The sequence below is a fragment of the Myroides albus genome, from assembly GCF_024722315.1.
In the GTDB taxonomy this organism is placed as follows: Bacteria; Bacteroidota; Bacteroidia; order Flavobacteriales; family Flavobacteriaceae; genus Flavobacterium; species Flavobacterium album_A.
The window spans coordinates 650,232-676,653 of the sequence record NZ_CP102754.1 but is presented as its reverse complement, the minus strand read 5'-3'; the positions used below and the strand labels follow the sequence as shown (position 1 = coordinate 676,653).

At 34.3% G+C, this 26,422-nt stretch carries 19 protein-coding genes and 3 tRNA genes; 15 read left to right on the top strand and 7 right to left on the bottom strand.

The features are described from left to right. The first annotated feature begins 146 nt into the window (after nucleotides 1-146). The 3 genes from lon (at nucleotide 147) to NWE55_RS03040 (ending at nucleotide 5,235) form a co-directional block, all read left to right on the top strand. Nucleotides 147-2,627, top strand: a complete 2,481-nt coding sequence (lon, locus tag NWE55_RS03050) for an endopeptidase La (RefSeq protein ID WP_155092021.1) — start codon at nucleotides 147-149, stop codon at nucleotides 2,625-2,627. Between the two features lie 516 nt (nucleotides 2,628-3,143). Continuing rightward, nucleotides 3,144-3,830, top strand: a complete 687-nt coding sequence (gene cmk / locus NWE55_RS03045) for a (d)CMP kinase (RefSeq protein ID WP_155092020.1) — start codon at nucleotides 3,144-3,146, stop codon at nucleotides 3,828-3,830. A gap of 70 nt (nucleotides 3,831-3,900) precedes the next feature. Beyond that, complete coding sequence (locus tag NWE55_RS03040; RefSeq protein WP_155092019.1) at nucleotides 3,901-5,235, top strand: MFS transporter; 1,335 nt, start codon at nucleotides 3,901-3,903, stop codon at nucleotides 5,233-5,235. A 76-nt stretch (nucleotides 5,236-5,311) separates the two neighbouring features. Here the strand turns inward: NWE55_RS03040 and NWE55_RS03035 are convergent, their stop codons facing one another. The 3 genes from NWE55_RS03035 to NWE55_RS03025 form a co-directional block, all read right to left on the bottom strand. Further along, entirely contained in the window at nucleotides 5,312-6,667 is a 1,356-nt protein-coding gene (locus tag NWE55_RS03035) for a DEAD/DEAH box helicase (RefSeq protein WP_155092018.1), read from the bottom strand. A 300-nt stretch (nucleotides 6,668-6,967) separates the two neighbouring features. Then, the gene (locus NWE55_RS03030) at nucleotides 6,968-7,729 is read right to left on the bottom strand and encodes a C40 family peptidase (protein WP_155092017.1); all 762 of its coding nucleotides are present in this window, start codon (nucleotides 7,727-7,729) and stop codon (nucleotides 6,968-6,970) included. 86 nt (nucleotides 7,730-7,815) lie between these two features. Then, nucleotides 7,816-8,994 carry an acetyl-CoA C-acyltransferase gene (locus NWE55_RS03025; protein WP_155092016.1) on the bottom strand — a complete coding sequence of 393 codons (1,179 nt, stop codon included), beginning with the start codon at nucleotides 8,992-8,994 and terminating at the stop codon, nucleotides 7,816-7,818. A gap of 501 nt (nucleotides 8,995-9,495) precedes the next feature. Here NWE55_RS03025 and NWE55_RS03020 point away from each other — a divergent pair. The 4 genes from NWE55_RS03020 to NWE55_RS03005 all read left to right on the top strand — a co-directional run bounded on the left by NWE55_RS03020 (nucleotide 9,496) and on the right by NWE55_RS03005 (nucleotide 10,706). Then, nucleotides 9,496-9,579: transfer RNA gene (locus tag NWE55_RS03020), tRNA-Ser, on the top strand. Between the two features lie 7 nt (nucleotides 9,580-9,586). Further along, a tRNA-Pro gene (locus NWE55_RS03015) sits at nucleotides 9,587-9,661 on the top strand. Nucleotides 9,662-9,685: 24 nt separating this feature from the next. Continuing rightward, nucleotides 9,686-9,759, top strand: a tRNA-Arg gene (locus NWE55_RS03010). 164 nt (nucleotides 9,760-9,923) lie between these two features. Beyond that, nucleotides 9,924-10,706: an alpha/beta fold hydrolase gene (locus NWE55_RS03005; protein ID WP_155092015.1), complete on the top strand. Its 783-nt coding sequence runs from the start codon at nucleotides 9,924-9,926 to the stop codon at nucleotides 10,704-10,706. On the opposite strand, the gene NWE55_RS03000 is transcribed toward NWE55_RS03005, so the two are convergent. The 3 genes from NWE55_RS03000 to NWE55_RS02990 form a co-directional block, all read right to left on the bottom strand. Beyond that, complete coding sequence (locus tag NWE55_RS03000; RefSeq protein WP_155092014.1) at nucleotides 10,707-10,910, bottom strand: hypothetical protein; 204 nt, start codon at nucleotides 10,908-10,910, stop codon at nucleotides 10,707-10,709. A gap of 77 nt (nucleotides 10,911-10,987) precedes the next feature. Beyond that, entirely contained in the window at nucleotides 10,988-11,896 is a 909-nt protein-coding gene (locus tag NWE55_RS02995) for a lytic transglycosylase domain-containing protein (protein WP_155092013.1), read from the bottom strand. After that, nucleotides 11,893-12,558: an alpha/beta hydrolase family protein gene (locus NWE55_RS02990; RefSeq protein ID WP_155092012.1), complete on the bottom strand. Its 666-nt coding sequence runs from the start codon at nucleotides 12,556-12,558 to the stop codon at nucleotides 11,893-11,895. The genes NWE55_RS02995 and NWE55_RS02990 overlap by 4 nt, the downstream gene beginning before the upstream one ends. A 211-nt stretch (nucleotides 12,559-12,769) precedes the next feature. Between NWE55_RS02990 and NWE55_RS02985 the strand changes: the two genes are divergently transcribed. Continuing rightward, the gene (locus tag NWE55_RS02985) at nucleotides 12,770-13,051 is read left to right on the top strand and encodes a GNAT family N-acetyltransferase (protein ID WP_155092011.1); all 282 of its coding nucleotides are present in this window, start codon (nucleotides 12,770-12,772) and stop codon (nucleotides 13,049-13,051) included. A 99-nt stretch (nucleotides 13,052-13,150) separates the two neighbouring features. On the opposite strand, the gene mtaB is transcribed toward NWE55_RS02985, so the two are convergent. Next, nucleotides 13,151-14,467, bottom strand: a complete 1,317-nt coding sequence (gene mtaB / locus NWE55_RS02980) for a tRNA (N(6)-L-threonylcarbamoyladenosine(37)-C(2))-methylthiotransferase MtaB (protein WP_155092010.1) — start codon at nucleotides 14,465-14,467, stop codon at nucleotides 13,151-13,153. Nucleotides 14,468-14,553: 86 nt separating this feature from the next. Between mtaB and NWE55_RS02975 the strand changes: the two genes are divergently transcribed. From NWE55_RS02975 to trpB, 7 genes are all read left to right on the top strand, one after another. Then, nucleotides 14,554-16,161: an ABC transporter substrate-binding protein gene (locus NWE55_RS02975; protein ID WP_155092009.1), complete on the top strand. Its 1,608-nt coding sequence runs from the start codon at nucleotides 14,554-14,556 to the stop codon at nucleotides 16,159-16,161. A 1,028-nt stretch (nucleotides 16,162-17,189) separates the two neighbouring features. After that, entirely contained in the window at nucleotides 17,190-17,915 is a 726-nt protein-coding gene (locus NWE55_RS02970; RefSeq protein WP_155092008.1) for a LytR/AlgR family response regulator transcription factor, read from the top strand. Continuing rightward, the gene (locus tag NWE55_RS02965; protein WP_155092007.1) at nucleotides 17,903-20,905 is read left to right on the top strand and encodes a sensor histidine kinase; all 3,003 of its coding nucleotides are present in this window, start codon (nucleotides 17,903-17,905) and stop codon (nucleotides 20,903-20,905) included. The genes NWE55_RS02970 and NWE55_RS02965 overlap by 13 nt, the downstream gene beginning before the upstream one ends. Before the next feature lie 5 nt (nucleotides 20,906-20,910). Further along, entirely contained in the window at nucleotides 20,911-22,020 is a 1,110-nt protein-coding gene (locus NWE55_RS02960) for a metallophosphoesterase (RefSeq protein WP_155092006.1), read from the top strand. A gap of 78 nt (nucleotides 22,021-22,098) precedes the next feature. After that, a complete protein-coding gene (locus tag NWE55_RS02955; RefSeq protein WP_258204602.1) occupies nucleotides 22,099-23,958 on the top strand; it encodes an ABC-F family ATP-binding cassette domain-containing protein in 1,860 nt (619 codons plus the stop codon). A 329-nt stretch (nucleotides 23,959-24,287) separates the two neighbouring features. Next, a complete protein-coding gene (locus tag NWE55_RS02950) occupies nucleotides 24,288-24,929 on the top strand; it encodes a peptidoglycan-binding protein LysM (RefSeq protein WP_155092005.1) in 642 nt (213 codons plus the stop codon). Nucleotides 24,930-25,222: 293 nt separating this feature from the next. Beyond that, the gene (gene trpB / locus NWE55_RS02945) at nucleotides 25,223-26,404 is read left to right on the top strand and encodes a tryptophan synthase subunit beta (protein ID WP_155092004.1); all 1,182 of its coding nucleotides are present in this window, start codon (nucleotides 25,223-25,225) and stop codon (nucleotides 26,402-26,404) included. Nucleotides 26,405-26,422: the final 18 nt, after the last annotated feature.

Here is a 26,422-nt window from a genome sequence, read left to right as displayed (position 1 = left end):
TATGGCATAAAGATTGTCCTTACTACTGTGAAGAATAAATAATATATTTGTTAATCTATTGGATATGTGTGCTTTGTAGTAGGTAAGGTAAAGTTTGAAAAACACATAAGAAAAGAATTAACTGACAAAATGACGTAAAATAAAATATGGCGAATCAAAAGATTATTACATTAGACAATTTGTCGTTACAAGATATTGTGGAGGGCGAATCAGAGTTTATTCCATTATTAAGTTCTGAGGACGAGGAGGAAATGAACAAAGAAGTATTGCCTAAAGAATTGCCAATATTGCCTTTAAGAAACATGGTATTGTTTCCAGGAGTGGTAATACCAATTACTGCTGGTAGGGATAAATCTATTGAGTTACTTAACGTAGCTAACAAAGGAGATAAAACAATTGGGGTAGTAGGTCAAATTGACGAAAGTACAGAAGACCCTACATTTGAAGATATTTACCACGAAGGGACCGTAGCTAAAATTTTGAAGGTATTGAAATTGCCTGATGGAAATGTTACTGTTATTCTACAAGGTAAAAAGCGATTTGACATTCTTGAGATGGTTCAAACTGAACCTTTCTTAAAGGCTACTGTAGCTGAACGTGTAGAAAGTAGACCAATTGAAGATGATTCAGAGTTTGACGCTATTGTCGATTCTATTAAAGAAATTGCAGTAGAGATTATCAAGGAAAGTCCAAATATTCCAAGCGAAGCTTCTTTTGCAATCGAAAATATTGAAAGTCAATCATTCTTAATCAATTTTGTTTCTTCTAACATGAATTTAACTGTAGAAGATAAGCAGAAATTATTGAGAATAAACGATTTAAAAGATCGCGCGTTTGAAACTCTTAAGTTGATGAATGTTGAGCTTCAGAAGCTGGAATTGAGAAATAACATTCAAACGAAAGTTAGAATAGATTTAGATCAACAGCAAAAGGAATACTTCTTACATCAACAAATGAAAACAATTCAAGAAGAACTTGGTGGGTTTTCAAATGAAGAGGAGTTTGAAGATATGCGCAAGAAGGCTTTATTGAAAAAATGGCCTAAAGAAGCAAAAGAGCGTTTTGATAAAGAATTGTTGAAGTTTCAACGCATGAATCCTCAAGTAGCGGAGTTTGGTATTCAACGTAATTACCTTGAACTGTTCTTGGAGTTGCCTTGGAATAGTTATTCGAAAGACAATTTTGATTTAAAGAATGCACAGAAGGTATTAGACAAAGATCATTACGGTATAGAGGATGTTAAGAAGCGTGTACTTGAGCACATGGCGGTGTTAAAACTGCGCAATGATTTAAAATCTCCTATTTTGTGTTTATATGGTCCTCCAGGAGTAGGTAAAACCTCTATTGGGAAGTCTATCGCAGATGCGTTAGGGAGAGAGTACGTTCGTATATCACTTGGTGGATTGAGAGATGAAGCAGAGATTAGAGGGCACAGAAAAACGTATATTGGTGCTATGCCAGGGCGTATTATTCAAAGTATAAAGAAGGCAAAAACATCAAATCCAGTATTCTTATTGGACGAGATTGACAAGTTATCTGTAGGGAACAATGGTGATCCGTCTTCGGCTTTATTAGAGGTTTTAGATCCTGAGCAAAACTCAGATTTCTATGATAATTTCTTAGAAATGGGATATGATTTATCTAAGGTTATGTTTATCGCTACGTCTAATAATCTCTCTACGATACAACCAGCCTTGCGAGATCGTATGGAAATCATCGAAATGAATGGATATACTGTGGAGGAAAAAGTGGAGATAGGAAGACAACATTTGTTGCCAAAACAATTGAAAGAGCATGGTTTAGGTGAAAAAGATATTGCGATTGGCAAAAAGCAAATGGAGTATATTGTTTCTCGATATACCAGAGAATCTGGAGTTCGTGGGTTAGATAAGCAGTTGGCGCATGTGGCAAGAGGAATTGCTAAAGCTGTAGTAATGGAGGAAGAGTTCAATAAGAAGCTAACTGAAGCTGATATCGAAAAGATCTTAGGAACGCCGAGATTTGACAGTGATAAATATGAGAATAACGATGTTGCCGGTGTAGTAACAGGACTTGCGTGGACAAGTGTAGGAGGAGATATTTTATACATTGAGTCTCTGGTTTCAAAAGGAAAAGGAGGTTTAAGTATTACAGGTAACTTAGGTAATGTTATGAAAGAGTCTGCAACTATTGCTTTAGAGTATATCAAAGCACATGCAGATGAGTTAGGTATTGCCCAAGATGTGTTAGACCATTATAAAATTCACATCCACGTACCTGAAGGAGCTACGCCAAAAGATGGACCAAGTGCGGGAATCACAATGTTGACCTCAATGGTATCTTCTTTAACACAGAAAAAAGTGAAGAAGAATTTAGCCATGACAGGAGAGATAACTTTGAGAGGTAAGGTCTTACCTGTAGGAGGAATCAAAGAGAAGATTTTAGCTGCAAAAAGAGCAAATATCAAAGAGATTATCTTGTGTAAAGAGAATAAGAAGGATATCGATGAAATTAAAGAAGATTATCTCAAAGGCCTTACTTTTCACTATGTAGATAAGATGCATGAAGTATTAGATATTGCTATAACGAACCAGAAAGTGAAAAACTTTAAGACTTTTAAAGTTGAGAAGGAGAGCAAGCAAGATTAAATAATTATTTTGTAAATAATGAATTGAATAAAAAAACACAACTTAACGGTTGTGTTTTTTTGTTTTATATGGTTTAGTGTTCACTTTATTATTTCTGTTTCGAAGTAGTGAGTTGGGAGAAAAGAACATTTTTTGTTCTGTGATTTTGTGATTTTTAGTTGTTTTTCATTAGAGATGATTGCATTTAAACAGTTTGTTTTTTGAAACTATAGCAAATAGCTTGCTTATAATTGCCTATATCTTTTGATAGTTCGAAGTGTTTTAAAGGATAAATTGAAAAATCAATAAAATTAATCTCAATTGAGATTAATCATAATTTGTAGGTTGTAGAAAATGTACCTTTGTGTGGAAACATAGTTATGATAGGTGTTTAGCGCTCTATCTTGTTGAATTAAATATCTTGATGCTTTGTACTATTTCTATTTTAGAAAAAAGTACAGTCGAATAAGGTATATTCAGTAAATAGAATTATGTTTGACTTATTTATTTTTTGAATTAATTATTAAATTTTCAGTTTTGAAAAAAATCACGATAGCGATTGATGGTTTTTCTTCTACGGGGAAAAGCACATTGGCAAAAGCAATTGCAAAAACACTTGGATATGTATATATAGATACTGGAGCGATGTATCGTGCCATAACTCTATTTGCAATGCGAAAAGGATATATTGATACAAAGCATTTTGATGGGGAGAAATTAGTAGAGGCTTTAGATGAAATAGACGTACACTTTGAGTATAATGGAGAGCGTGGTTTTGCGGAAGTATATTTGAATGGCGAGAATGTAGAAGATTTAGTAAGAACCCTTGAAGTTTCACAATTTGTTAGTCAAATTGCAGAAGTAAAGGAAGTGAGAAAAAAATTGGTTCAACAGCAACAAAATTTAGGGAAAGCTAAAGGAGTTGTAATGGATGGGCGCGATATTGGAACTGTTGTGTTTCCAGATGCAGAGTTGAAGATTTTTATGAATGCTTCAGCAGATGTAAGAGCACAAAGACGATTTGATGAACTTGTAGTTAAAGATGCTACAATTCAATATGCTGATGTATATAAAAATGTAGTTGAGCGAGATCATATAGATACAACTCGCAAAGATTCTCCATTAGTGAAAGCAGAGGATGCAATAGAGATTGATAACTCAAATTTAACTAGAGAAGAACAATATGATATTCTTTTAAAATTAGTAGGTGAACGTGTTAAATAAGGTAAGTAAAAACTATTTTTAAAGATATATTATCTGTAAATTTGTTAATGTAGTTTAAAGAGATTAGGTTATGAATATAAAATCAAAATTGACTATAATGAGTTTCCTGGAGTTTGCAGTTTGGGGAGCTTATTTAACGTCTATGGGGAATTACTTAGGATCTATAGGATTAGGTCCTGAGATTGGATTGTTTTACGCAGTTCAAGGTATTGTTTCTATTTTTATGCCAGCAATTATGGGGATTGTAGCTGATAGATGGATACCTGTACAACGACTGTTGGGAATTAATCACTTACTAGCTGCAATATTCATGTTTGCTACTGGATATTATGGGTTTACAGCGGGGGCTGATGTAAACTTTACTACTATCTTTAGCTTGTATACTGCTAGTGTGGCATTCTTTATGCCGACTATTGCCTTATCCAATTCTGCTGCTTATACTATACTTAAGCACAATCATATGGATACAATTAAAACCTTCCCACCTATACGAACATTTGGGACTATTGGGTTTATATGTGCAATGTTGTTTGTTAACTTCTTTGGGTTCAAAGATGGAGTTCTTGGATTTAACTTTTCTAATGATTTAGCGTTTGCAAGCTTTCAGACGAGTTACCACCAGTTTTATATATCGGCGATATTTGGTGTGATTTTATTCTTGTATAGTTTTGTATTGCCTAACTGTCCGATTAATAAGAGTGATAAGAAATTGTCTTTATCAGATGCCTTAGGACTAAAAGCATTTAGCTTGTTTAAGCAAAAGAAAATGGCAATATTCTTTATCTTCTCGATGTTACTTGGGGTATCATTGCAGATTACAAACGGGTATGCCAATCCTTTTATTTCTACTTTTAAAGACATGGATGTCTATGCAAATTCATGGGGAGCAAATAATGCAAACGCATTAATTTCGCTTTCTCAAGTTTCAGAGACTCTTTGTATCTTACTTATTCCATATTTCTTGAAGCGATTTGGTATAAAAGTAGTTATGTTGATGTCTATGTTTGCATGGGTACTTCGCTTTGGGTTCTTCGGATTAGGAGATCCTGGAAGTGGTGTATGGATGTTTATTATCTCGATGATCGTTTACGGTATTGCTTTCGACTTCTTTAATGTATCAGGTTCACTTTATGTAGATAATGAGACAGGTGAAGATATTCGATCTTCTGCTCAAGGTGTATTTATGATGATGACAAATGGATTTGGAGCTACTATCGGTATGTTAATCGCAAGAGAAGTTGTAAATCACTATGTTTACAGTCAAACTGATTTAGCATTACAATTAGAAGGATGGAGACATTCATGGTTGATATTCGCAGCCTATGCTTTGGTTGTAACAATCTTGTTTGCTATTCTGTTTAAGTACAAACACAAACCTGAGAATGTAGAGAATCTAAAACGTTAGTGTTTTAAATATATTTATATAAACCAAAAAAAAGGGTTGCTTTATGCAACCCTTTTTTTAGTAATATTATAAAAGCTTATTCGTTACCTCTCTTTTTCTTCGCCGCTCTTTTAGCGTCTACGGCTCTGTTTCTTGGCTTCGTTTTTCTTGGTTTTCTCTTACCTGGTCCACCAAGGTTAACTTTAGTATTCTTTTCTTTCTTTTGATGAAATGCAGCTCCTTTTTCTTCTGGCTTTTTAATCTTAACTAATTGCTTTGCTTTGAGCTTAGACTTTTCAAATTCCATTAAAGAAGTTGATATTTCTACTTCTTCAGGGATTTCTGTTACTGTTAATTCTTTTTCCATTAACATTTCAGCAGCAATAAGCATTTCTTCCTCTTTTGGGTCGACCAATGATATTGCAGTTCCCTTTTTATCTGCACGACCTGTACGTCCAATTCTGTGAATGTACTGTTCAGGAGAATCAGTAAACTGCAAGTTAAATACATGCGATATATCAGAGATGTCTAATCCACGTGCCATAATATCTGTTGTCAAAAGACCTCGTAGTTCACTTGCTTGGAACTCAGCCATTGATCGCATACGGAAGTTTTGAGATTTATTAGAGTGAATCACTGTAAATTCATCTGGAAATGCAGCCTCTAATTTTTCCATAACAACATCTGCTAATCGCTTACTATTTATAAAAATTAATACGCGATTATATACTTCTTTATCTTGTAGAAGATGTAAAAGAAGATTCATTTTTGTATTGAAATTCGGTACGTTATAGACAAGTTGATCGATTTTTTCTAATGGTGTCCCAGATGGAGCTAATGACACTTCTTCAGGAAAATCAAAGTATTCATCTAATACTTCATCTACTTCTTCAGTCATAGTCGCAGAAAACAATATATTTTGTCTTTTTGTTTTCATCATCGTTAAGATAGAAGTTAGCTGAGTGCGGAATCCTAAATTGAGGATTTCGTCAAACTCATCAATGACAAGTTTTTGTAGATTGTCAAATCTCAATACTCCGTCTAATGCAAGGTCCATCATACGACCAGGCGTACCAACTAAGATATCTACCCCTTCATAAACGGCTTTTCGCTGCGTATTAATGTTTGTTCCTCCATACACACCAAGCGTGCGAATAGACATATATTGGGTTATTTTTTCAATAACATCTACAACTTGTACGACTAATTCTCTTGTTGGAACAATGATCACAACTCTTGGAGATTCGAAGTTCGCAAATTTCCACTGTTTAAGAATAGGTAATAGGTAGGCGAATGTCTTACCTGTACCAGTTTGGGCAATCCCCATCATATCCCTTCCTGATAGGATCACAGGGAGCGATTTTACCTGAATAGGAGTTGGGGTTGTTATATTAAGCTCATTAAGGGCTTTATCTAAAGCTTTCGGAAGATTGAATTGCTCGAAAGTGTTCATAATAATCTGAATTTGTGCAAAGATACATTTTTATTTTTTTAGTCATAAAAACATATTTTCTACACAGTTTAAAAAAAATGAACAAGATTGAGTGTGAATGTTCAAAAGAAATAAGAAAACAATAGGGTATTATTAGGTATACTTGTTTTAAACCTAAATGCTGTGAAATAGAGTAGCTTTTACTTTAAAGCTGGTAATTAACCCATTAGCCTTACCCGATTTGCTGCGGATAATTGCAGTATAGGCTTGTGTAATACTTTATTGTTGTTTTGAATACCGTTTGGTGAGGTCTGTATGCAATTAAAGAATCTTTTTTATGACTCTTAGTTTATGCGTGTGTCTTCCCGAGTCAATATTGTAAATTCCTAAGTGGTCTAATCGATCAATTCTCACTTTACCATGTGCGTGTATGATATAGTTGTTTTCCATAATAATACCCACGTGTACTATGTTTCCTTCACTATTGTCAAAAAACGCTAAATCTCCTACTTCGCTTTCTTCAATAAAGCTCAAAGCTTCACCTATTGTAGCTTGTTGAGAGGCATCTCTTGGTATATTGTATCCATTGATGCGGTAAACCATTTGGGTAAATCCGGAGCAGTCAATTCCAAAAGGAGTTTTTCCTCCCCACAAGTATGGCGCATTTAAATACATAAAAGCTGTTTTTAAGAACAAGCTTTTGTTGAATTGGCCAGAAATACTTCGACCTTCATATTGAAAATTATCAATATTAATAGAGTCTCGTTTAAGTCCATTAAGGCAACTACCTAAAGGGATAGACATCAATTGGTTGTTTTCTGTCGAAACAAAGTCAACAAGGTCTGAGGCGAATAAAGTAGAAGTGTGTTCTAAGTAGTTAAAGTCGTCTTCAGTAATCAGCTGATATTGTTTGTTGTCCATCCACCCTTCATATTTGTCATAGGATAGCTGTATTTTAGACCATTTTTCAGTTTGTTCTAAAATAGTAAAGTGTTCTCCGAATAGTACTTGTGTTACCATTTCGCTTCTGTCAGATGCTTCAGCTCTTAATGGTACAATGGCAAGATTGCAATATGCAAACATAATAGATAGTTGAATTTATATGCAAAAATAAAAGATGAGTTTGAACTAATCAAACTCATCTTAAAGATATTTTAAAATATTGAATATTATGCTCTTTCTAATACCATAGCAGAAGCACCACCACCACCATTACAAATTGCAGCGGCTCCTAATTTTGCATTATTTTGTTTTAGAACATTTAAAAGAGTAACAATAATTCTCGCTCCTGAACAACCTAACGGATGTCCTAAAGAAACTGCTCCACCATTGATATTTACCAATGCAGGATTAATATCTAATAATTTGGTATTGGCAATTCCAACAACAGAGAAAGCCTCATTAAATTCAAAGTAATCAATATCACTTACGCTTAGGTTAGCTTTTTTAAGTGCGATAGGAAGTGCTTTTGCAGGTGCTGTAGTGAACCATTCTGGTTCTTGTGCTGCATCTGCATACGATTTAATATATGCCAGTGGAGTTAAACCTAATTCTTTTGCTTTTTCTTCGCTCATGATCACTACAGCAGCAGCTCCGTCGTTTATCGTTGAAGCATTGGCAGCAGTAACAGTACCATCTTTAGTAAAAGCAGGTCTAAGGCTTGTTACTTTATCTAATTTAATATTTGTGTATTCTTCATCTCTATTTATTACAATAGGTTCACCTCTTCTTTGTGGTACTTCTACAGGAACGATTTCTTCTGTAAATTTACCAGCATCCCATGCTTTGGCAGACTTTTCATAAGAAGCGATGGCAAATGCATCTTGTTCTTCTCTTGAAATATTATGAGTAGAAGCACATAAGTCCGCAGAAACTCCCATAGCATTGTTATCATAAGCATCTATAAGACCGTCAATTTGCAATCCATCTACCAATGTTGTCGGTCCGAATTTATTGCCATTTCTCATGTGTACATAGTGAGGAATCATACTCATGTTTTCCATTCCTCCTGCTACGATGATTTCAGCATCACCAGTCATAATAGCTTGTGCACCGAACATAATAGCTTTCATTCCAGAGGCACACACTTTATTTACTGTTGTACAAGGAACTTCGTTAGACAATCCCGCACCTAAAGCTGCTTGACGAGCTGGAGCTTGTCCTTCTCCTGCTTGTACTACATTCCCCATGTAAACTTCATCAACTAATTTTGGATCAAGTTTAATTTTGTCTAAAGCACCTTTGATTGCAATTGAACCTAATTTAGTCGCAGGAACTGTTGATAAAGCACCTAAAAAGCTTCCAATTGGCGTTCTTGCAGCAGAAACGATTACTACTTTTTTATTCATAGTTTATGGTATTATTATAAAGTTATTTACTGTTAGTCATAGTATCTCTTGTTAACAAGATGTACTAATGCGTCGGTAAAGTACATAAAAAAAATTAATTTTTATAATTTATAACTATACCAAGGTGATTATACTATTCGATAAGTATTGATAATGCGGTTATTCAATTGTGTTTTCTTTTTTGAATTGTCAAGATACAGAAAGGGGAGAAGTGGTAAGGAATAAAATTTAATAGTCATAACAACTGCAAATATGTAAGGTAAAATGGAAATAGGTAATGTAGTAAGGGTGTTGGAAACCGTTTTATTTTGGGGGTTTGAGGCTGGTTTCAATGAAATGTATTAGAAATAATAAAAATATTTTTCGCTATAGGATGTTGATATATAATGTGTTCGTTTTTTTAGTAAAAAAAAGTGTGATTTTTTGTTTGCAAAACTTGCATAGAATAAAAAGTAGTGCTAAGTTTGCATCCGCATTAGAGAAGTAATTATCTAAAGCAACGGAGAGGTGCCGGAGTGGTAACGGAGCAGATTGCTAATCTGTCATCGGGTAACCGATGCCAGGGTTCGAGTCCCTGTCTCTCCGCAGTTTTCGGGGTGTAGCGTAGCCCGGTCATCGCGCCTGGTTTGGGACCAGGAGGTCGCAGGTTCGAATCCTGCCACCCCGACTAAAAATCCTAGCGATTTGGTTAGGTCCAGTAGCTCAGCTGGATAGAGCAACTGCCTTCTAAGCAGTAGGTCTCAGGTTCGAATCCTGACTGGATCACAAAAGCCTCAACATACGTTGAGGCTTTTTTTATTCTTTTTCTTTTTCCATGTCTTTACGAGAGGTAGTGAAATTCGAGTTATTTCAAATTAATTCAGTTTTATTAGGCACTATTGTTTTTACTTTTTTACATTTGAGATGAACGACAGTAAAACTTCTAACAAATGATTACAGCTATTCAAGATTGTGTCTTAGTCAATCAAAAGAATATTTTTTACAAGCACTTTATGTATTCAGAGGAGTGTAGGGATACGATTGTATTGTTACACGATTCTTTAGGGTGTGTAACTCTATGGCGCGATTGGCCTGAGTTATTAGTTGAAAAGTTACAGTGTAATATCTTGGTTTACGATAGAGTAGGGTATGGCTTATCAGATAGAATGGATACAACTGTTAGAGGAAAGAACTATTTAACACAGGAGGCTGTATTCTTAAAAGCTTTTTTAGAAATATTGGGATTAGAACGCGTGGCGCTTTTTGGGCATAGCGATGGAGCATCTATAGCTTTGTTATATGCTGCTTTATACCCGCAATATACTTCCGCATTAATCGCTGAAGCCGGACATATTTTTGTAGAGGAAATTACTTTAGAGGGGGTAAGGTCAGCTAAATTAGCTTACGAAACAACGGATTTAGCCGATCGCTTAGTGAAGTACCATGGAACCAAAGTAGATGATATAGTGAAAGCATGGGTAGATACTTGGTTGTCTCCCGAATATAAAGATTGGTCTGTAGAGGATAAAATGAGCAATATTACCTCTCCATTGCTTTTCATTCAAGGAGATTTGGACGAATATGGCAGCTTAGATCAAGTAGAGAAAACAATAGCAAAGGCTCAAGGACCGGTCGAGAAAGTTATCTTTTCAGATATAGGCCATACTCCGCACAAAGAGTGCAAAGAGCAAACATTAGACGTTGTAGTATCTTTCTTTAAGCGGTATTTGTAATTACAGCGCCTTTAAAGCCTCTATTTTATCTTGAAAGAGATTTACAAGGCGAGGATCTTTACTTGTCATATAAGAATTTACAAGGCTGTTTAAGTACAAATCCAAGTCAGTAACAGTACTTCCCGGTGCTAAGGTAAACGGTGTAGTTAAATTCTTTTTGGCAATAGCCTCTAATGATTGTTTGATATATGTTTCTTTGTCCATGGGGATGAATAGCTTTTTGCAAAAATAGTAATTATCGGTATTAAAAAAAGGACTGAAAGTATTTCAGTCCTTTTGTATTACTTAATTCCTTGAGTGGGAATCTCGATATAATAGGTTTTTCCCTTTGGTTTAAGACTTGTGTTTACAAGCCAAGGGTTGTATAGCTTCAATAGTTTGTAGTTAATCCCCTGTTCTTTTGCGAAAAGAGGTAAATCAGTGATGTCGTAATCAACTGCTACTTTTTTCATTTTAATAGGTTTGTATGTTTCATTTTTTGGAACATTGAAACCGTACTTTTCGCTGTTGCTCATGATTTCTTTCAGCGCTAATATTCTGAATACGTAACGAGAAGTTTCTTGGTTTAGGAATAAGTCGTAGTAATCAGTTACATATTGACTATCCATAGCTCTGGTCATACCTGCCATTCCTCTGTTGTATGAAGCTGCTACTAAAGTCCAAGAACCGAATTTAGCTTTAGCATCATTGAAGTATTTGCACGCAGCTTCTGTCGCTTTTACTAAGTCATAGCGCTCATCTATTGTTTCGTCTATAACTAAGCCGTAATCTTTTCCAGTTCCTTTCATAATTTGCCAAAAACCACTTGCACCTGCTGGTGAAACAGCATTAGCAAGAGCACTTTCGATGACACAAAGATATTTGAAGTCGTCAGGAATACCATTTTTGGCTAATATAGGTTCGATTACAGGAAAGTATCTATCTGCTCTTTTCATCGTTAAGATTGTCGAACCGTGGAGGTTTGTATTGACAATCATCTCTCTGTCAAAGCGCTCTTTTACATCTGTCAGGTGTAATGGGGCAGCTTCTCCAGCAAAGTCTATTTTACTTGGAATAGAGTGTAAATGAGGGCTACTTGTAGTTGTCTCATTCTCATTTGGATTTTCTGTATGACTTGCAGAAAATATTAATGTAGACGATATAGCAGTTACAGCTATAATAGATAAAATTGTACGAACTGTCTTTTTCATTTTTTTACTTCTTGTATTATGTTTGATAAGTGGCTGTTGAACCACTTGTACTTTGTGAGTATCATTGCGTGTGTTCCTCCTTTGAGAACAATGGCATTCTCTATGTTTTTTATTGGAAATAATTCATCTTTCTCACCATGGATATGTATGACATTTTCTAAATTACTTTCCTGATTCCAATTGAGTATTTTATCAATACACCAATCTAAATACCCTTTACTTCTTAAAGGTAAGTATTTATCGTACATAATCATGCGTTCTTTGTGTTTCTTGCTCAAAAAAAACTGGTAAACCTTTAGAAAGAAATTGACTTTCCCTGTTGGTAGCAATTTGTACAACTTTGTTTTTCTTGCAAAGCGATATAGGTTTGGAAACTCTTTATTAGAACGAACACTTGATATTATAATTGTTTTGCGGACCTCTATTTTTTTTGAAATTTCTTGTGCGATGATACCTCCAAATGATACCCCTATCAAAACCGGATTGGGCTGTGGCATTAATTCAATATATCTGTCGCAATATTCGCTTAAACTTTGCTCCTCTACAATTGGCAACCATTCAAAATAAAAGGGTTCATATAGATCCAAATCAATATTAATTCTCTCAAAAATCAGAGAATTTGAAGTCATTCCTGGAAAGAAAAAAATAGGTATTTTGTTCATTTTAAATAAATTAACTTTATTAAAATTGTAGGGATGAAAAAAAAAACGTAATTTTGATAAATATAATGAATTCAGATACTAAAATGAAAAGGATACTACTTTAAAGTTTTTTTATTTAATATCCCTCACCTTTTACTTCCCACATATTTTATTTTTAGTTATCTAATCGCATTGTATAAGCAATGAAAATATATAAAAACATACTGATATAATGGAAATTAAAGACAATGAGTTACTTCGTCAGTTCGAGTGTGAAACTGATACAGGAATGCTTAGTGTAGAATATTCATTGCAAGAAAGGAAAATATTCTTAACTAAGCTAAAAGGTCTTGAAAATGCTGTTCAAAACCAAGCAGCGGACTTCTTAAAAGCAATTTTGGAATTAGTAAGAGAAAAGAAACTACGCGTGGTGCCTACACACCCAAAAATTGTTTCTTTTTTCAGAAAGAATCCTGGGTACAAAGAAATGTTACCTCCGGGGATTCGAATCTAAAAACACGTAGGTAGAAAAACCTATTTAACACACAACATTGTATTTTGAAAAAAACATTAAAAAAGGTCTGAGTTTATTTTATAAAACTCAGACCTTTTTTTATAGAAATTCTAATCTTACTATTCCATCTGCATCAATCGTTGTCAATTTAATTTGATGTAGTGTATTTACCAGTTCAGGATTCCACGGCGTTTTTACTTTTACATAGTTTTCAGTAAAACCGTGAATATAGCCCTCTTTGTTTTCACTTTCAAATAAAACAGTCTTCTCTTTTCCTAACTGGGATTCGTAGAATGCTCTGCGTTTTTTTACAGAAAGCCCTCTTAACATCTTACTGCGTTTGTTTCGCACATTCATTGGTACAACAGCGTCCATTTCGATAGCTTCTGTATTATCTCGTTCAGAATAAGTGAATACATGCAGATAAGAGATGTCTAAGTCATTTAAAAAGTTATACGTTTCTAAGAACTTTTCGTCTGTCTCTCCTGGGAATCCAACGATAACATCTACTCCAATACAGCAGTCTGGCATCACTTCTCTGATTTTAGAAACGCGTTCTACATATAATTCGCGTAGATAACGTCTTTTCATTTTTTTCAAAATGTCATTGCTACCTGATTGTAGTGGAATATGGAAGTGTGGAACAAACGTTCTACTCTTAGATACAAAGTCAATAGTTTCGTTTTTAAGTAGATTCGGTTCGATAGAAGAAATCCTTAGCCTTTCTATCCCTTCAACTTTATCTAATGCTTGTACAAGTTCTAAGAAAGTGTGTTCGTGTTTTTTATTTCCGAACTCTCCCTTACCATAATCTCCGATATTCACTCCCGTAAGAACAATTTCTTTAATGTCCTGTTTGGCAATTTCAGCTGCGTTTTTTAGTACATTATCCATTGTATCACTACGAGAAATACCACGAGCAAGTGGTATTGTGCAATACGTACATTTATAATCACATCCATCCTGTACTTTTAAGAATGCACGTGTTCTATCCCCAATTGAGTAGCTACCCACATAAAAATCAGCTTCAGAGATCTCACAAGAGTGGACTTGGCCCATCTCATTTTTAGTTAGATCATTGATGTAGTCTGTTATTTTAAATTTTTCTGTTGCACCAAGTACTAAGTCTACTCCGTCTACAGAAGCCAATTCTTCTGGTTTTAACTGAGCATAACAACCTACTGCAGCAACGAATGCTTTGTCGTTTTTCTTTTGAGCTTTTTTTACAATTTGCTTAAATTGTTTATCTGCGTTCTCTGTAACAGAACAGGTATTTATTACATATATGTCTGCAACTTCGTCAAATTCTACACGATCGAATCCTTCATCGGTAAAGCTTCTCGCTATTGTTGAAGTTTCTGAGAAATTGAGTTTACAACCTAAGGTATAAAAAGCTACTTTTTTTCTATTTTCCATAATGTTCTTATACTATATAGTAACTTTGACTATATTTACTTTTTACTAAAAAAAGGATTGCAAATTTACATACAAAAATCGGTTTGATGAAATCAATAATATATTATATATCAATATTTTGTGTTTTAACTTTTATGATTTCGTGTCAAAATAAAAAGATACAAAATGATGAAAATAAAGTATTTAGATATAATGAGAGTGCCAATATAGCGACATTGGATCCTGCTTTTGCAAAAAGCATGAATATTATCTGGCCTTGCAATCAAATTTTTAATGGTTTAGTTCAATTAGATGACAGCTTGCATATTCAAGGAGATATTGCAAAATATTGGAATATAACCAAAGGTGGACTGCAGTACGACTTTATCTTAAGAGATGATGTGTATTTTCACAAACATTCTAATTTTGGAGTAGACAGTACTCGTACAGTTACTGCCAGTGATTTTGTATATAGTTTTGATCGATTGTCGAGTTCGTCTATTGCTTCGCCAGGGGGCTGGATACTCCAAAAAGTAAAAAGCTACCAAGCGATTAATGATACTGTTTTTCGCGTAAATCTAACAGAGTCATTTCCTGCTTTTTTAGGATTGATGTCTATGCGTTATGCCTCAGTGGTACCACGTGAAATCGTAGAAGATAAAAAAGCAGAGTTCCGCTCTAATCCTATTGGGACAGGGCCTTTTGCATTCAAACTATGGGAGGAGAATATCAAATTAGTTTTGCGAAAGAACCCCCTGTATTTTGAGAGAGATAAGAACGGGGTTCAATTGCCTTACTTGGAAGCTGTGGCAGTTACTTTTTTACCAGATAAACAAAGTGCCTTTTTGCAATTTATACAGGGAAATCTCGATTTCATCTCTGGATTAGACCCCTCGTATAAAGATGATATTATAGATATTCACGGTAATTTAAAACCGAAATATCAAGACCAGTTTAAAATGATAACAGGACCCTATTTGAATACGGAATATTTGGGATTTAACTTTTCGAGTGATCATGCGATCATAAAAGATAAGCGTATCAGACAAGCGCTGGACATTGGTTTCGATAGGAACAAAATGTTAGCTTACTTGAGAAATGGAATGGGAGAAAGCAAGGTTGGGGGGATGATACCGAACGGTCTTGAAGGTCATCTCGCACTCGGTGATCGATATGATTTTGGCAAAGCGAAAGAGTTAGTTGATGCTTATAAAAAAGAGAAGAACGAGAGTTCGATTGTTTTGACTTTATCAACGGATGCTTCTTATTTAGATATTGCAGAGTACTTACAACGCGAATGGCAGAAAATAGGTATCGAACTTAAAGTAGATGTGATGCCACCTTCTACCTTAAGACAGAGTATTGCTTCTGGTACTGTTTCCTTTTTTAGAGGTAGTTGGATAGCAGATTATCCCGATGCTGAAAATTACTTATCGCTGTTTTACTCGGCAAATAAGGTTCCATATGGGGCAAATTACACTCGGTTTGACAACCGCAACTATGATGCGCTATTACGCGCTGCAATAGAGGAAGAAGATCTCGATAAAAGAGATCTAATGTACCAAGAATTGGATCGTATAGTTGTAAATGAAAAACCAGTTATCATTTTGTTCTATGATAAAGTGGCGCGTTTTACTTCTAATAAAGTTGAGAACTTAGGTATAAATCCAATGAATAACTTATTTCTCAAAAAAGTTTCTAAAAAGAATAATTAACTTTAGATAGCCAAGGCCTACGCTTATTGTACACTTTTTTGACAAGGGTAAGAGCCGGTTTTTTCTAAGACTAATGGGTTGATAGCTTATAAAATTACCTGAGATTGGTAAATTTTCGAGCTGTTTGGCTTTAGTAATTCTATGAAGCGCCTTACCGCTTTCTTTTTCGTAAGGTTTTGCAGCGATATGCCTTCCTTGAATCACAGATATATAGCAGTGATTTTAGGGGAGCATTTTACTTGTTAGTATTTTCTTTATTCGATTTGCTTCCATATTTTTTCTTGCCATGCTTATTCCTTTATATCATAGGCTTAGGTTTGTTTTTCTATTGTTTTTCGATAAACTAATGAGATCAATGGTGAAAGTATACTAGCACAATAGTTGGGCTAACCCCTTGTTTTACGCATTATTGTCCTACTATTGTCCCGTTATTGTCCTACAATATCCCTACAAGCCCTTATTTTACTAAGGCTAAGGCAAGTTACATGCTTTTGGGTAAAAGCTGGTGTTTTGTATTAAGTAGTTGATTTTTAATAACTTGTATTTATTTTGTGTTAAAAAAAAATAATATTTTTTTTGTTTTTCGGATGATTTTAGCCTGTTTAAGTCAATATTTTGATCATTTTAAAGTGAAATTAAGGTTGTTTTCTAAAAAAAAAGAGAAAAATATGTTCTATTGAAGAAAAAAAAAATGTTTTTTTTTGTGTAGAAAACAAATTTTCATTTTGTTATCGTGATGGCTATATGCATTATACTTTTTTAATAGATTGGATGCTATGTCTTAATTCACTCATCCTTTTGAATTGTTTTCTCCTTGTTTTGCGATTAAGTGGCTGAAGTGATTTTATAGAGATAAGTTTTAGGTTATACTCCAAGACAATGCATGATTGTGCTTCTCGATTAAATGCAGACATATTGTATAAAATAGTGAGATAAATACTCTAAATGGGGTAGATCTTGACTATATAATTTAAGATAAATTAGATTAATGATTATATTTGTTTTTTGATTAAAAATCACCTTACAAAATGACGAATGAACTAACGATTTTAGTGGTTGATGATGAACCTAAAGTTGGCGAACTATTAAAGAAAATAATTGAAAAGAAAGTAAAGTATAGCGATAAATTAGTTGTTACTACTGTTACTTCAGTAAGTGAAGCAATTAATTTTGTCAACAATGATAAACCTGATCTTGTATTTTTAGATATTCATATGCCTGAAGAAAATGGGTTTGATTTTTTAAAGCAAATTAAAGATAAGAGTTTTGAGGTTGTGTTTACAACGGCCTATGAACAATATGCAATTGAAGCAATTAACCAATATAATTGCCTGAAGTACTTATTGAAGCCAATTGATGTAGAAGATGTACAAAGTGTATTTGACAAGTACAAAGAAAAGGAAGGGTATCAGGAGTATTATAAAATTATCAAGCACAATTTAAAGCGCCACTTGCTCAAAATGGATGATATCATATTGTGTAAGGCAGCTGATAATTACTGTGAAATTTACGCAGAGAACACTAAGTTCTTGGTGTCAAAAACGCTGCGTGCAATTGAGTCAAAGATAAAACACTCTAATTTTGTTCGCGTGAATCGCTCTTATCTTGTGAATATGAACTATGTGAAATATATTGAAAAGGATACGAATAGAGTTTTCTTTAAGGAGGAGCTAATTGATAATCCCGAATGTCACGATATAGAGATAATCGTAGCAGCAACCATGATTAGAGAATTGAATAAATGGAACTTGTAAAGAAATGGCACATTTTATTGCTGCTTTTAGTAGGACTAAATGTATTAGGTCAAAATAATTATATTACCAAGAGGCTGTCTGTTAGCGATGGCCTTTTGGCAAATGATATACGTACCTTATGTTTGGATTCTAATGGTGTGTTATGGATCGGGTCAAGATCAGGATTAACGCAAATAATACAAGGAAATATCACAGCCAATGCCGCTGCTACAGAGTTTAGATATACCAATGTTACCGATATTATAGAAGATAGTAATAAGAGTATTTGGGTATCGAGTTATGGACAAGGGGTACTGTATCAAAATGAAGGCACCAAACGGTTATTTACTACTCAAGACGGTTTAATTTCTGACCGAATTCGCAAGTTTTTTATACATCGAGATCAGTTATATGTTGGGACAGTAGAAGGTTTATCTATTATAAATATCAACGACTTTAGTATACGCAGTCCACAATATGTAAAAAATAGAGATCACAATTTTGAAGTTTCGGGTTTCTTTGCCGTAGAGGATAAAGTCTATGCTACCACAATAAACGATGGGACATATTTAATAGACGATACTTCTTTGATTAAAGTGAATGATATTGAACGAGTATTGTCAGTATATCAATATGGAGATTATGTTTTCTATGGCTGTCAATTTGGATTAGTAGTTGAGAATATCAAGACTCGTGAGTTGAATTATCATGCCGATTTGCCAAGTGTTCGATTGATTAAAGAGATAAATGGACAAGTTGTCTTTGTCAGTTCTGGAATGTTTGAGAATAAAGGAGGGATCTACAAATGGGAAAACGACAAAAGTGTAGATGTTACCCAAGAGTTCAATGTTACGTCCACAGATTTGTATTCTCTTGCTTATGATAAAGTAAATGATTTTCTATATGTAGGTAGTGAATCAGAGGGACTTTATAAAGTAGATATGTTTTCTGCTTTGTCTTATGATACTTCTATTGGCCGAATTATGGCATTGACGAGTCACCATAAAAGGCTCTATGTATTTGCAAAGAATGGATTGACTATCAAAAGCGATGACAAGGTAATTTCTCATACACCTAATTTGAAATTCAAGCAATTTCAAGAGAAACACTATCACAAATTTCAAAAGTTAGCGACTAAGGAGAATCACTTTTTTGAATTAGACTATACTATTCCAGCGAATAAAATAATCTATTACAAGGCTATCGTAAAGAATAACGCTATATGGGTCAGTACGAATATTGGTATGTTCGAAGTAGATCTTGATGGTAATATTTTGAGTTATTACAATATTCACCACTATCAATTCGAGTTTATAAACAATACATTGATAGAATCTAATCCTTATGGTGGAGTGAGAGTATACAGTGATATACAGCAGATGAAATACGATTATCACTTGCGTATTGAAGGGACTAATATTCCGAGAGATATTGTCGATATAAAGCAGTTAGGTAATCGTTTGTTTTTTGCAGGAGCATTAGATGGTCTATACTCTTATAGTGATAAGGAGGGGTTCGTTTCCCTTAAAGAGAAAGGGAGTTTTACTGAGCGAAGACTTAAGATGTTGGCTATAAAAGAGCCTAATAAGCGAATGTATGTTGCCACTGATTTTAATGATATTTATTGTCTGAGTGTTGAAAACGACACTGTGAAGATTAATAATCTCATTTCAAATGAAGAGTTGTTTGGCACCAATATAAATTTATTAGAGGTAGTCAATAATAAGCTAATTATAGGGACAAATAAGGGGCTGACCATTATTACCAAAACGGGAAAATTCTACATAAACGAGGAACAGGGGATGTCTAATCCCGAAATAACGAGTGCTACGACCATTGGAAATGTTCTGTATATTGGTACAACAGAAGGAATTTACATTTTAGATACACAGTATTTTCAACCACGAGAACAATCACTGAATGTGAAACTCACTCGATTGTTGATCAATGGGAAAGAGTACACAGATGAATCAGGTAACACGGTTATTAAAAAAGAATTAAAGCTTCCCTATCAGTCAAATTCAATGCAGATTGGCTTTAATGTGTTAGGGGCTAAGTATCCTGATAAGTTATTGTTTAAATATCGATTGAAGTTAACGGAGAACTGGAATGATGTCAAAGGTTCTAAAATTGATTTACACTATTTAGAAGCGGGGATTTACCCAATAGACTTGAAGATATATGATTTTGATTCGGGTACAGAGATGATTTATCCACTCTTGTATTTAGAAATTGAAAAGCCATTTTATTTAAAGCTTTGGTTCTTTATAAGTTGTGGAGCTTTGATTTTCTTGATTACTTATTTAGTTTATCGAAGTCGCTTGGTACGCTTAAAACAACAACAAGAGGTGGAGGCAAGTAAATTGAATCACGAGAAAGACAAGCTATCTTATGAAAAACGCCTTGCGGAAGTGAAGTTATTGTCTGTTCGAAGCCAGATGAATACGCATTTTATTTTTAACGTGTTGAGCTCTATACAGTTTTATATTTTAGACAATCAATCTGAAGCTGCTTTTACGTACCTTGGCAAGTTCTCAAAATTCATCAGAGCCTCCTTGAGTCTTTCATCAAAAGAGCGTATTACTTTAGCTGAGGAATTAGATTACTTGGCAAAGTATGTTGACATTGAAAATATGAGACTTGAAGGAAGGATGAGGTTTACGGTTGAATCGCATTTGATTGTGGAACTAAATGAAGTGATGGTTCCGCCAATGTTGTTGCAACCCTTTGTCGAAAATTCTATAGTGCATGCTTTTCCGCCTTCTATAGAAAGGCCTGAAATAAACATAGAGCTATATCAGAAACTAAACGATATCGAGATTGTTATTACGGATAATGGAATAGGTAGCAATTCTAAGAAAACAAAAAGACATACAGGTACTTCTGTAGGAATGACTATTGTAAGGGAGAGGATGTCTTTTATACAGGATTATTTAGACGAAGATTTAGTGACGACAATTGATGAACACGGGACAAGAGTTGTAATGAAGTTAAAAGGAATAATAAAATAAGTAAGATGAAGCGCTTTGTTTTTTTGATTGTATTTAGTCTGTTTGTATTGGGTAATTTTTACGTATTCTTTCGAGTATATCCTATTTTGGATTTATTATCCCCAAGCTTACATTTTATTTATTGGTTAGTCGTAGTGCTCGTTTGTAGTTCTATTTTTTTGTTTTTTGGCATTGGTCGAAAGTTGCCCGTATACCTCTCAGCTTATTTGTATAAAATAGGTACGGGCTGGTTAATGTTGTTGATTTATGCTTTTTTATTTGTCTTGATATTGGATGTGGTCAGTGTTGTTAATCATTTTTTCGTTCACTCTGAGAATCGAATACTGATATATCATTCTGACCTTCAGTCTTGCCTACTTGTTTTCGGAGTAGTAGCTATAGCATTATTGGGTTTTATAAATTACCAAAGGAAAAGACGAGTGGAGATAGATTTATCTTTTAGTACCAAGACCCGTTACAAGATTATATTTGTATCGGATTTACATTTAGGATATGCTATAGAGAAAAGGGAATTGAAAAAATGGGTAGCGTTAATTAATCAAGAACAGGCGGATTTGGTTCTTATAGGAGGAGATTTAATCGATTATAGCTTACAGCCTGTGATCTACAATGAGTTGGGGAGTTTATTGCAAAAGATAGAAACCAAATATGGGGTATATGCTTGTTTGGGAAATCACGAATATATGGCAGGAGCAAAAGCATGTGTCAGTTTTATGCAAAGTAATGGTATACGCGTTTTAAGCGATCAAACAATTGTTATAGAAGATCTTTCACTGTGCTTGATAGGGCGAGATGACAAAACGAACCCACGTCGCAAAAAGTTAGCGGACATTATAGGAGATATAGACAGGAATCTTACTTGTGTATTATTAGATCATCAACCGTATAATTTGTCTGAAGCCAATGAGAATGGTATTGACTTACAATTGTCAGGACATACACACAGAGGACAAGTCTGGCCCATATCGTGGATTACAGATAGGCTATTTGAGAATGCACACGGATACTTAAAGAAAGGAAAAACACATTACTATGTCAGTTCTGGATTGGGAATTTGGGGAGGACGTTATCGCATCGGTACTCAATCAGAGTATGTAGTCATTAATGTAAAGTAAATGAGCTGTTCTATGGCATTTGTACATATAAGCAGTAATAGTCAAATAAAAGGTTATTTTTGTAAAAAATATTAAATTGTGAATTATCTATCAGTAGAAAATATATCAAAGTCCTTTGGAGCGAGAACACTATTTGAAGACCTCTCTTTTGGAATTAACAAAGATCAGAAGATTGCTTTTGTCGCTAAAAATGGTTCTGGAAAAACAACAATATTAAAGATATTGATGGGCGAGGATTATCCTGACTCAGGGCAAGTTGTTATGCGAAAAGACATTAGAGTTGAGTTTTTAGCACAGGAACCAAACTTGCAAGATGAGTTGACAGTAGAGGAAAGCATTTTTGCCTCGGATAATGAAACTTTAAAAATAATAGAGGAATACGAGAAGGCACTTGAAAATCCTGAAGATACGGAGGCGTATCAGAAAGCATTTGAAAAGATGGAAGCGCATAATGCTTGGGATTTTGAAACTCAGTATAAGCAGATTTTGTTTAAACTGAAGTTAGAAGATTTAAAAGCAAAAGTAAAAACACTTTCAGGAGGACAGAAGAAGCGTTTGGCCTTGGCTATTATATTGATTAATAGACCTGATTTGCTAATCTTAGATGAGCCGACTAACCATTTAGATCTTGAGATGATCGAATGGTTAGAGAATTACTTTGCCAAGGAGAATATCACTTTGTTTATGGTAACGCACGACCGCTTTTTCTTGGAGAGAGTATGTAACGAGATTATCGAATTAGACAATGGAAAGATTTACCAATACAAAGGTAACTATTCCTATTACCTCGAAAAGAAAGATGAGCGCATTGCTGCTGAGAATGCCAGTATCGATAAAGCACAAAATTTATTTGTTAAAGAATTGTCGTGGATGAGAAGACAACCAAAGGCTCGTACGACAAAATCTAAATCGAGAATTGACGATTTCTACATTATAAAGGAGAAAGCTCATAGTCGCCGTATTGAACACCAAGTAGAGTTGGAAATTAATATGGAGCGCATGGGAAGTAAGATTATAGAGTTACATAAGTTGAACAAAGCTTTTAAGGATAAAGTTATTCTAAGTGAATTTAGCTACAGCTTTAATAAAGGAGAGCGCATTGGTATCATAGGAAAGAACGGAACAGGTAAATCTACTTTCTTAAATATTCTTACACAATCCATAAAACCAGATTCAGGAAAGGTAGTACAAGGAGAGACAATTAAAATTGGTTATTACACTCAAGGTGGAATCTACGTGAAGCCAGATCAAAAGGTAATAGATGTAATTAAAGAGTTTGGAGAGTTTATTCCTTTGGCAAAAGGAAGGACAATTTCAGCAGGTCAGTTACTTGAGCGCTTTTTGTTTGACAGGAAAAAACAACATGATTTCGTTGAGAAATTAAGTGGAGGGGAATTAAAGAGGTTGTATTTGTGTACTGTATTAATTCAAAATCCAAATTTCTTAATACTCGATGAGCCTACGAATGATTTGGATATAGTGACGCTGAATGTATTAGAAAGCTTCCTGTTAGATTATCCAGGTTGTCTTGTAGTTGTCTCGCATGACCGTTATTTTATGGATAAGATTGTCGATACGCTATTTGTTTTTAGAGGTAATGGTGAGGTGGAGAATTTCCCAGGGAATTATTCTGACTTTAGAGCGTATGAAGATAGTATTGAGCCTGTAAAAGAAGAACAGCCGAAAGAAAAAGTAAATTGGAAGGAAAGTCAAGTAAAGAATGGCTTAACGTTTCAAGAGCAAAAGGAGTTTCAAAAGGTGGAACGAGAAATTAAAAAGTTAGAGGAAGAAAAAGTAAAGATTGAGGCCTTATTTAGTGAAGGAAAAGTAGGAGATGATGAAATAGAGAAAAAAGCAGGGGAACTTCAAAAAGTTTTAAGTCAGTTGGAGCAAATGGAAGAGCGTTGGTTTGAACTTTCTGCAAAAATGGAGTCATAATCTTATCAAAAGTATATTTGAAAAATGTAAAAAGCGAAGTTAGAAATTTGATTTCTGACTTCGCTTTTTTGTTCTTAAAATATCTTGATTTGACGTTTTTTAGACTTTTTCGGGTTCGTTTGTCCTTTAATTTATGTAAAAAACAGGGTAAAAACAATAGATTAGAGAGATTTTTTTTAATTTATAATCAATTGATTTTTAAGAGTTTGTAAAAATTTAACTGTTAAAAATCTACTTAAAAGTGCTAAAAAAGTAGTGGAATTAAAAAATCGGCGTAACTTTGCCCACAGAAATTTCAAGTGGTGACAGGGCTTGAGAAATTATATTTAATGAGAAAAACATGTTCTTTTTTTATCGGTTCTGCTTTATTAGTAGGAGGTGTAGTTTCAGGTTTTAAGAAATATGAAATTAGCCTTTTAGAACAGTATAAAATTGTTCCTACAGGGACTCTTTCTTATGTAAATCCAATGGAAACACAAATAGAAGGAGACGATAATTTAGCAATTCCGTTTTTAGGAAAGACCTATATGGGATTCAAGCAGGCACTAGGTGTCCGAGAATCATATGGATTATACAAAATTGTTAATTCATTCGGTTACATGGGAAAATATCAATTTGGTAAAGTAGCACTTAAATCAATTGGTATTACAGACACGAAAACGTTCTTAGATGATCCATTGTTACAAGAAAAAGCATTTGATGCTTTGGTAGCAAAAAACAAGTGGATTCTTAGAAATGAGATTAGAAAATTTGAAGGGAAAAGGATTAATGGTATTACTATCACTGAATCTGGAATCATTGCTGCTGCGCATTTAGGAGGAGCTGGTTCAGTAAAGAAATTTTTAAACAGTGGTGGGCAACAAGGCTTTAGTGACGGATATGGAACATCAATTCGCTCTTATTTAGAAGCTTTTAGCGGATATGATACATCTGAAATCTTTGCAGAGAAAAATGCTGTAGTTTCTCTTTAATTAAAAAAGAAAATAATACTTAAAGCGATATATTGAATTTTAATATATCGCTTTTTTGTTTTTTAATTTGGATTATTAAAAAAAAGTATGTTACATTTGTAATCAAATACAAAGTGAAATAATGAATTTAATTCTTACAAATACTTGGTGGTGGACTCAACTTACGTCAAATGTCGTGAGCAGTCCTTGCTATGTATATAAGAGTTAATATGAAATAATATATAATTATACAAAAAGAGGCTTGTCTACGCGACAAGCCTCTTTTTTTTGTTTAAATGTAAAATATAGAAAATATGAAATATCAAGTAGATCAAAACGGTTTTTATGGAAATTATGGTGGAGCTTTCATTCCTGAAGCTTTACAACCTATTATTGGTCAATTGCAAAAAGAGTACATTGACATCATTAATCAAGCTGATTTTCAGGCAGAAATGCAGCAGTTACTTAAAGATTACGTAGGTAGACCCACTCCATTGTATTTTGCAGAGAATCTTTCTAAGAAGTACAATACCAAAGTATATTTAAAACGCGAGGATTTATGTCATACAGGAGCACATAAAATCAATAATACGATTGGGCAAATTTTATTGGCAAAGCGCTTGGGTAAACATAAAATTGTTGCAGAAACAGGGGCAGGTCAGCATGGAGTTGCTACAGCGACAGTTTGTGCATTAATGGGGATGGAGTGTATTGTTTTCATGGGAGCTTTAGATATTGAAAGACAAGCACCTAATGTTGCAAGAATGAAAATGTTGGGAGCAGAGGTACGTCCTGCAATGTCAGGCGCAAAAACTTTGAAAGAGGCCGTAGATGAAGCGTTGCTTTACTGGATAGAGAACCCAGATGACACTTTTTACTTGATAGGGTCAGCTGTAGGTCCGCATCCTTATCCTGATATGGTAAGTCGCTTTCAATCAGTTATTTCTGAGGAGATAAGAAAGCAGTTACTTGAGAAAGAAGGTAGAGAAACACCTGATTATGTTGTTGCTTGTGTCGGGGGTGGAAGTAATGCAGTAGGAGCTTTTTATCATTTCTTAGAAGATGAAACGGTGAATTTGGTTGTAGCTGAGGGAGGGGGAAGAAGTATTGAGGAGTTAGAAACAGCAGCTACTTCTTTTGTAGGAAAAGACGGAGTATTACACGGTAGTAAAACGCTATTTATGCAAGATGAGAATGGAGAGCCTTTAGAAGCATATTCTATCTCAGCTGGTTTAGATTACCCTGGTTTCGGACCTTTGTATTCACATATGAAAGAATTGGGTAGAGCAGAGTTTTTTGCAGTAATGGACAATGAAGCTATGCAAGCAGGTTTGAATTTGTGTAAGGATGAGGGTATTATACCTGCTATTGAGAGTTCGCATGCACTTGCTATTTTGGATAAGAAGCAATTTAAAGAAACCGATATAGTTGTCATTAATTTATCTGGGAGAGGTGATAAAGATTTGGATAATTACAGAAGCTATTTTAATTTCTGAATGATTGAAACACATAAA

Bases quoted from the DNA above. Each gene is read 5' to 3' on its own strand.
- NWE55_RS03030 (WP_155092017.1), bottom strand. From the start codon at position 7,729: ATGTTTGCATATTGCAATCTTGCCATTGTACCATTAAGAGCTGAAGCA.
- NWE55_RS02995 (WP_155092013.1), bottom strand. From the start codon at position 11,896: ATGAAAAAGACAGTTCGTACAATTTTATCTATTATAGCTGTAACTGCT.
- lon (WP_155092021.1), top strand. From the start codon at position 147: ATGGCGAATCAAAAGATTATTACATTAGACAATTTGTCGTTACAAGAT.
- NWE55_RS03025 (WP_155092016.1), bottom strand. From the start codon at position 8,994: ATGAATAAAAAAGTAGTAATCGTTTCTGCTGCAAGAACGCCAATTGGA.
- NWE55_RS03005 (WP_155092015.1), top strand. From the start codon at position 9,924: ATGATTACAGCTATTCAAGATTGTGTCTTAGTCAATCAAAAGAATATT.
- trpB (WP_155092004.1), top strand. From the start codon at position 25,223: ATGAAATATCAAGTAGATCAAAACGGTTTTTATGGAAATTATGGTGGA.
- NWE55_RS02970 (WP_155092008.1), top strand. From the start codon at position 17,190: ATGACGAATGAACTAACGATTTTAGTGGTTGATGATGAACCTAAAGTT.
- NWE55_RS03000 (WP_155092014.1), bottom strand. From the start codon at position 10,910: ATGGACAAAGAAACATATATCAAACAATCATTAGAGGCTATTGCCAAA.
- NWE55_RS03035 (WP_155092018.1), bottom strand. From the start codon at position 6,667: ATGAACACTTTCGAGCAATTCAATCTTCCGAAAGCTTTAGATAAAGCC.
- NWE55_RS02985 (WP_155092011.1), top strand. From the start codon at position 12,770: ATGGAAATTAAAGACAATGAGTTACTTCGTCAGTTCGAGTGTGAAACT.
- mtaB (WP_155092010.1), bottom strand. From the start codon at position 14,467: ATGGAAAATAGAAAAAAAGTAGCTTTTTATACCTTAGGTTGTAAACTC.
- NWE55_RS02975 (WP_155092009.1), top strand. From the start codon at position 14,554: ATGAAATCAATAATATATTATATATCAATATTTTGTGTTTTAACTTTT.
- NWE55_RS02960 (WP_155092006.1), top strand. From the start codon at position 20,911: ATGAAGCGCTTTGTTTTTTTGATTGTATTTAGTCTGTTTGTATTGGGT.
- NWE55_RS02950 (WP_155092005.1), top strand. From the start codon at position 24,288: ATGAGAAAAACATGTTCTTTTTTTATCGGTTCTGCTTTATTAGTAGGA.
- NWE55_RS03040 (WP_155092019.1), top strand. From the start codon at position 3,901: ATGAATATAAAATCAAAATTGACTATAATGAGTTTCCTGGAGTTTGCA.
- NWE55_RS02965 (WP_155092007.1), top strand. From the start codon at position 17,903: ATGGAACTTGTAAAGAAATGGCACATTTTATTGCTGCTTTTAGTAGGA.
- NWE55_RS02990 (WP_155092012.1), bottom strand. From the start codon at position 12,558: ATGAACAAAATACCTATTTTTTTCTTTCCAGGAATGACTTCAAATTCT.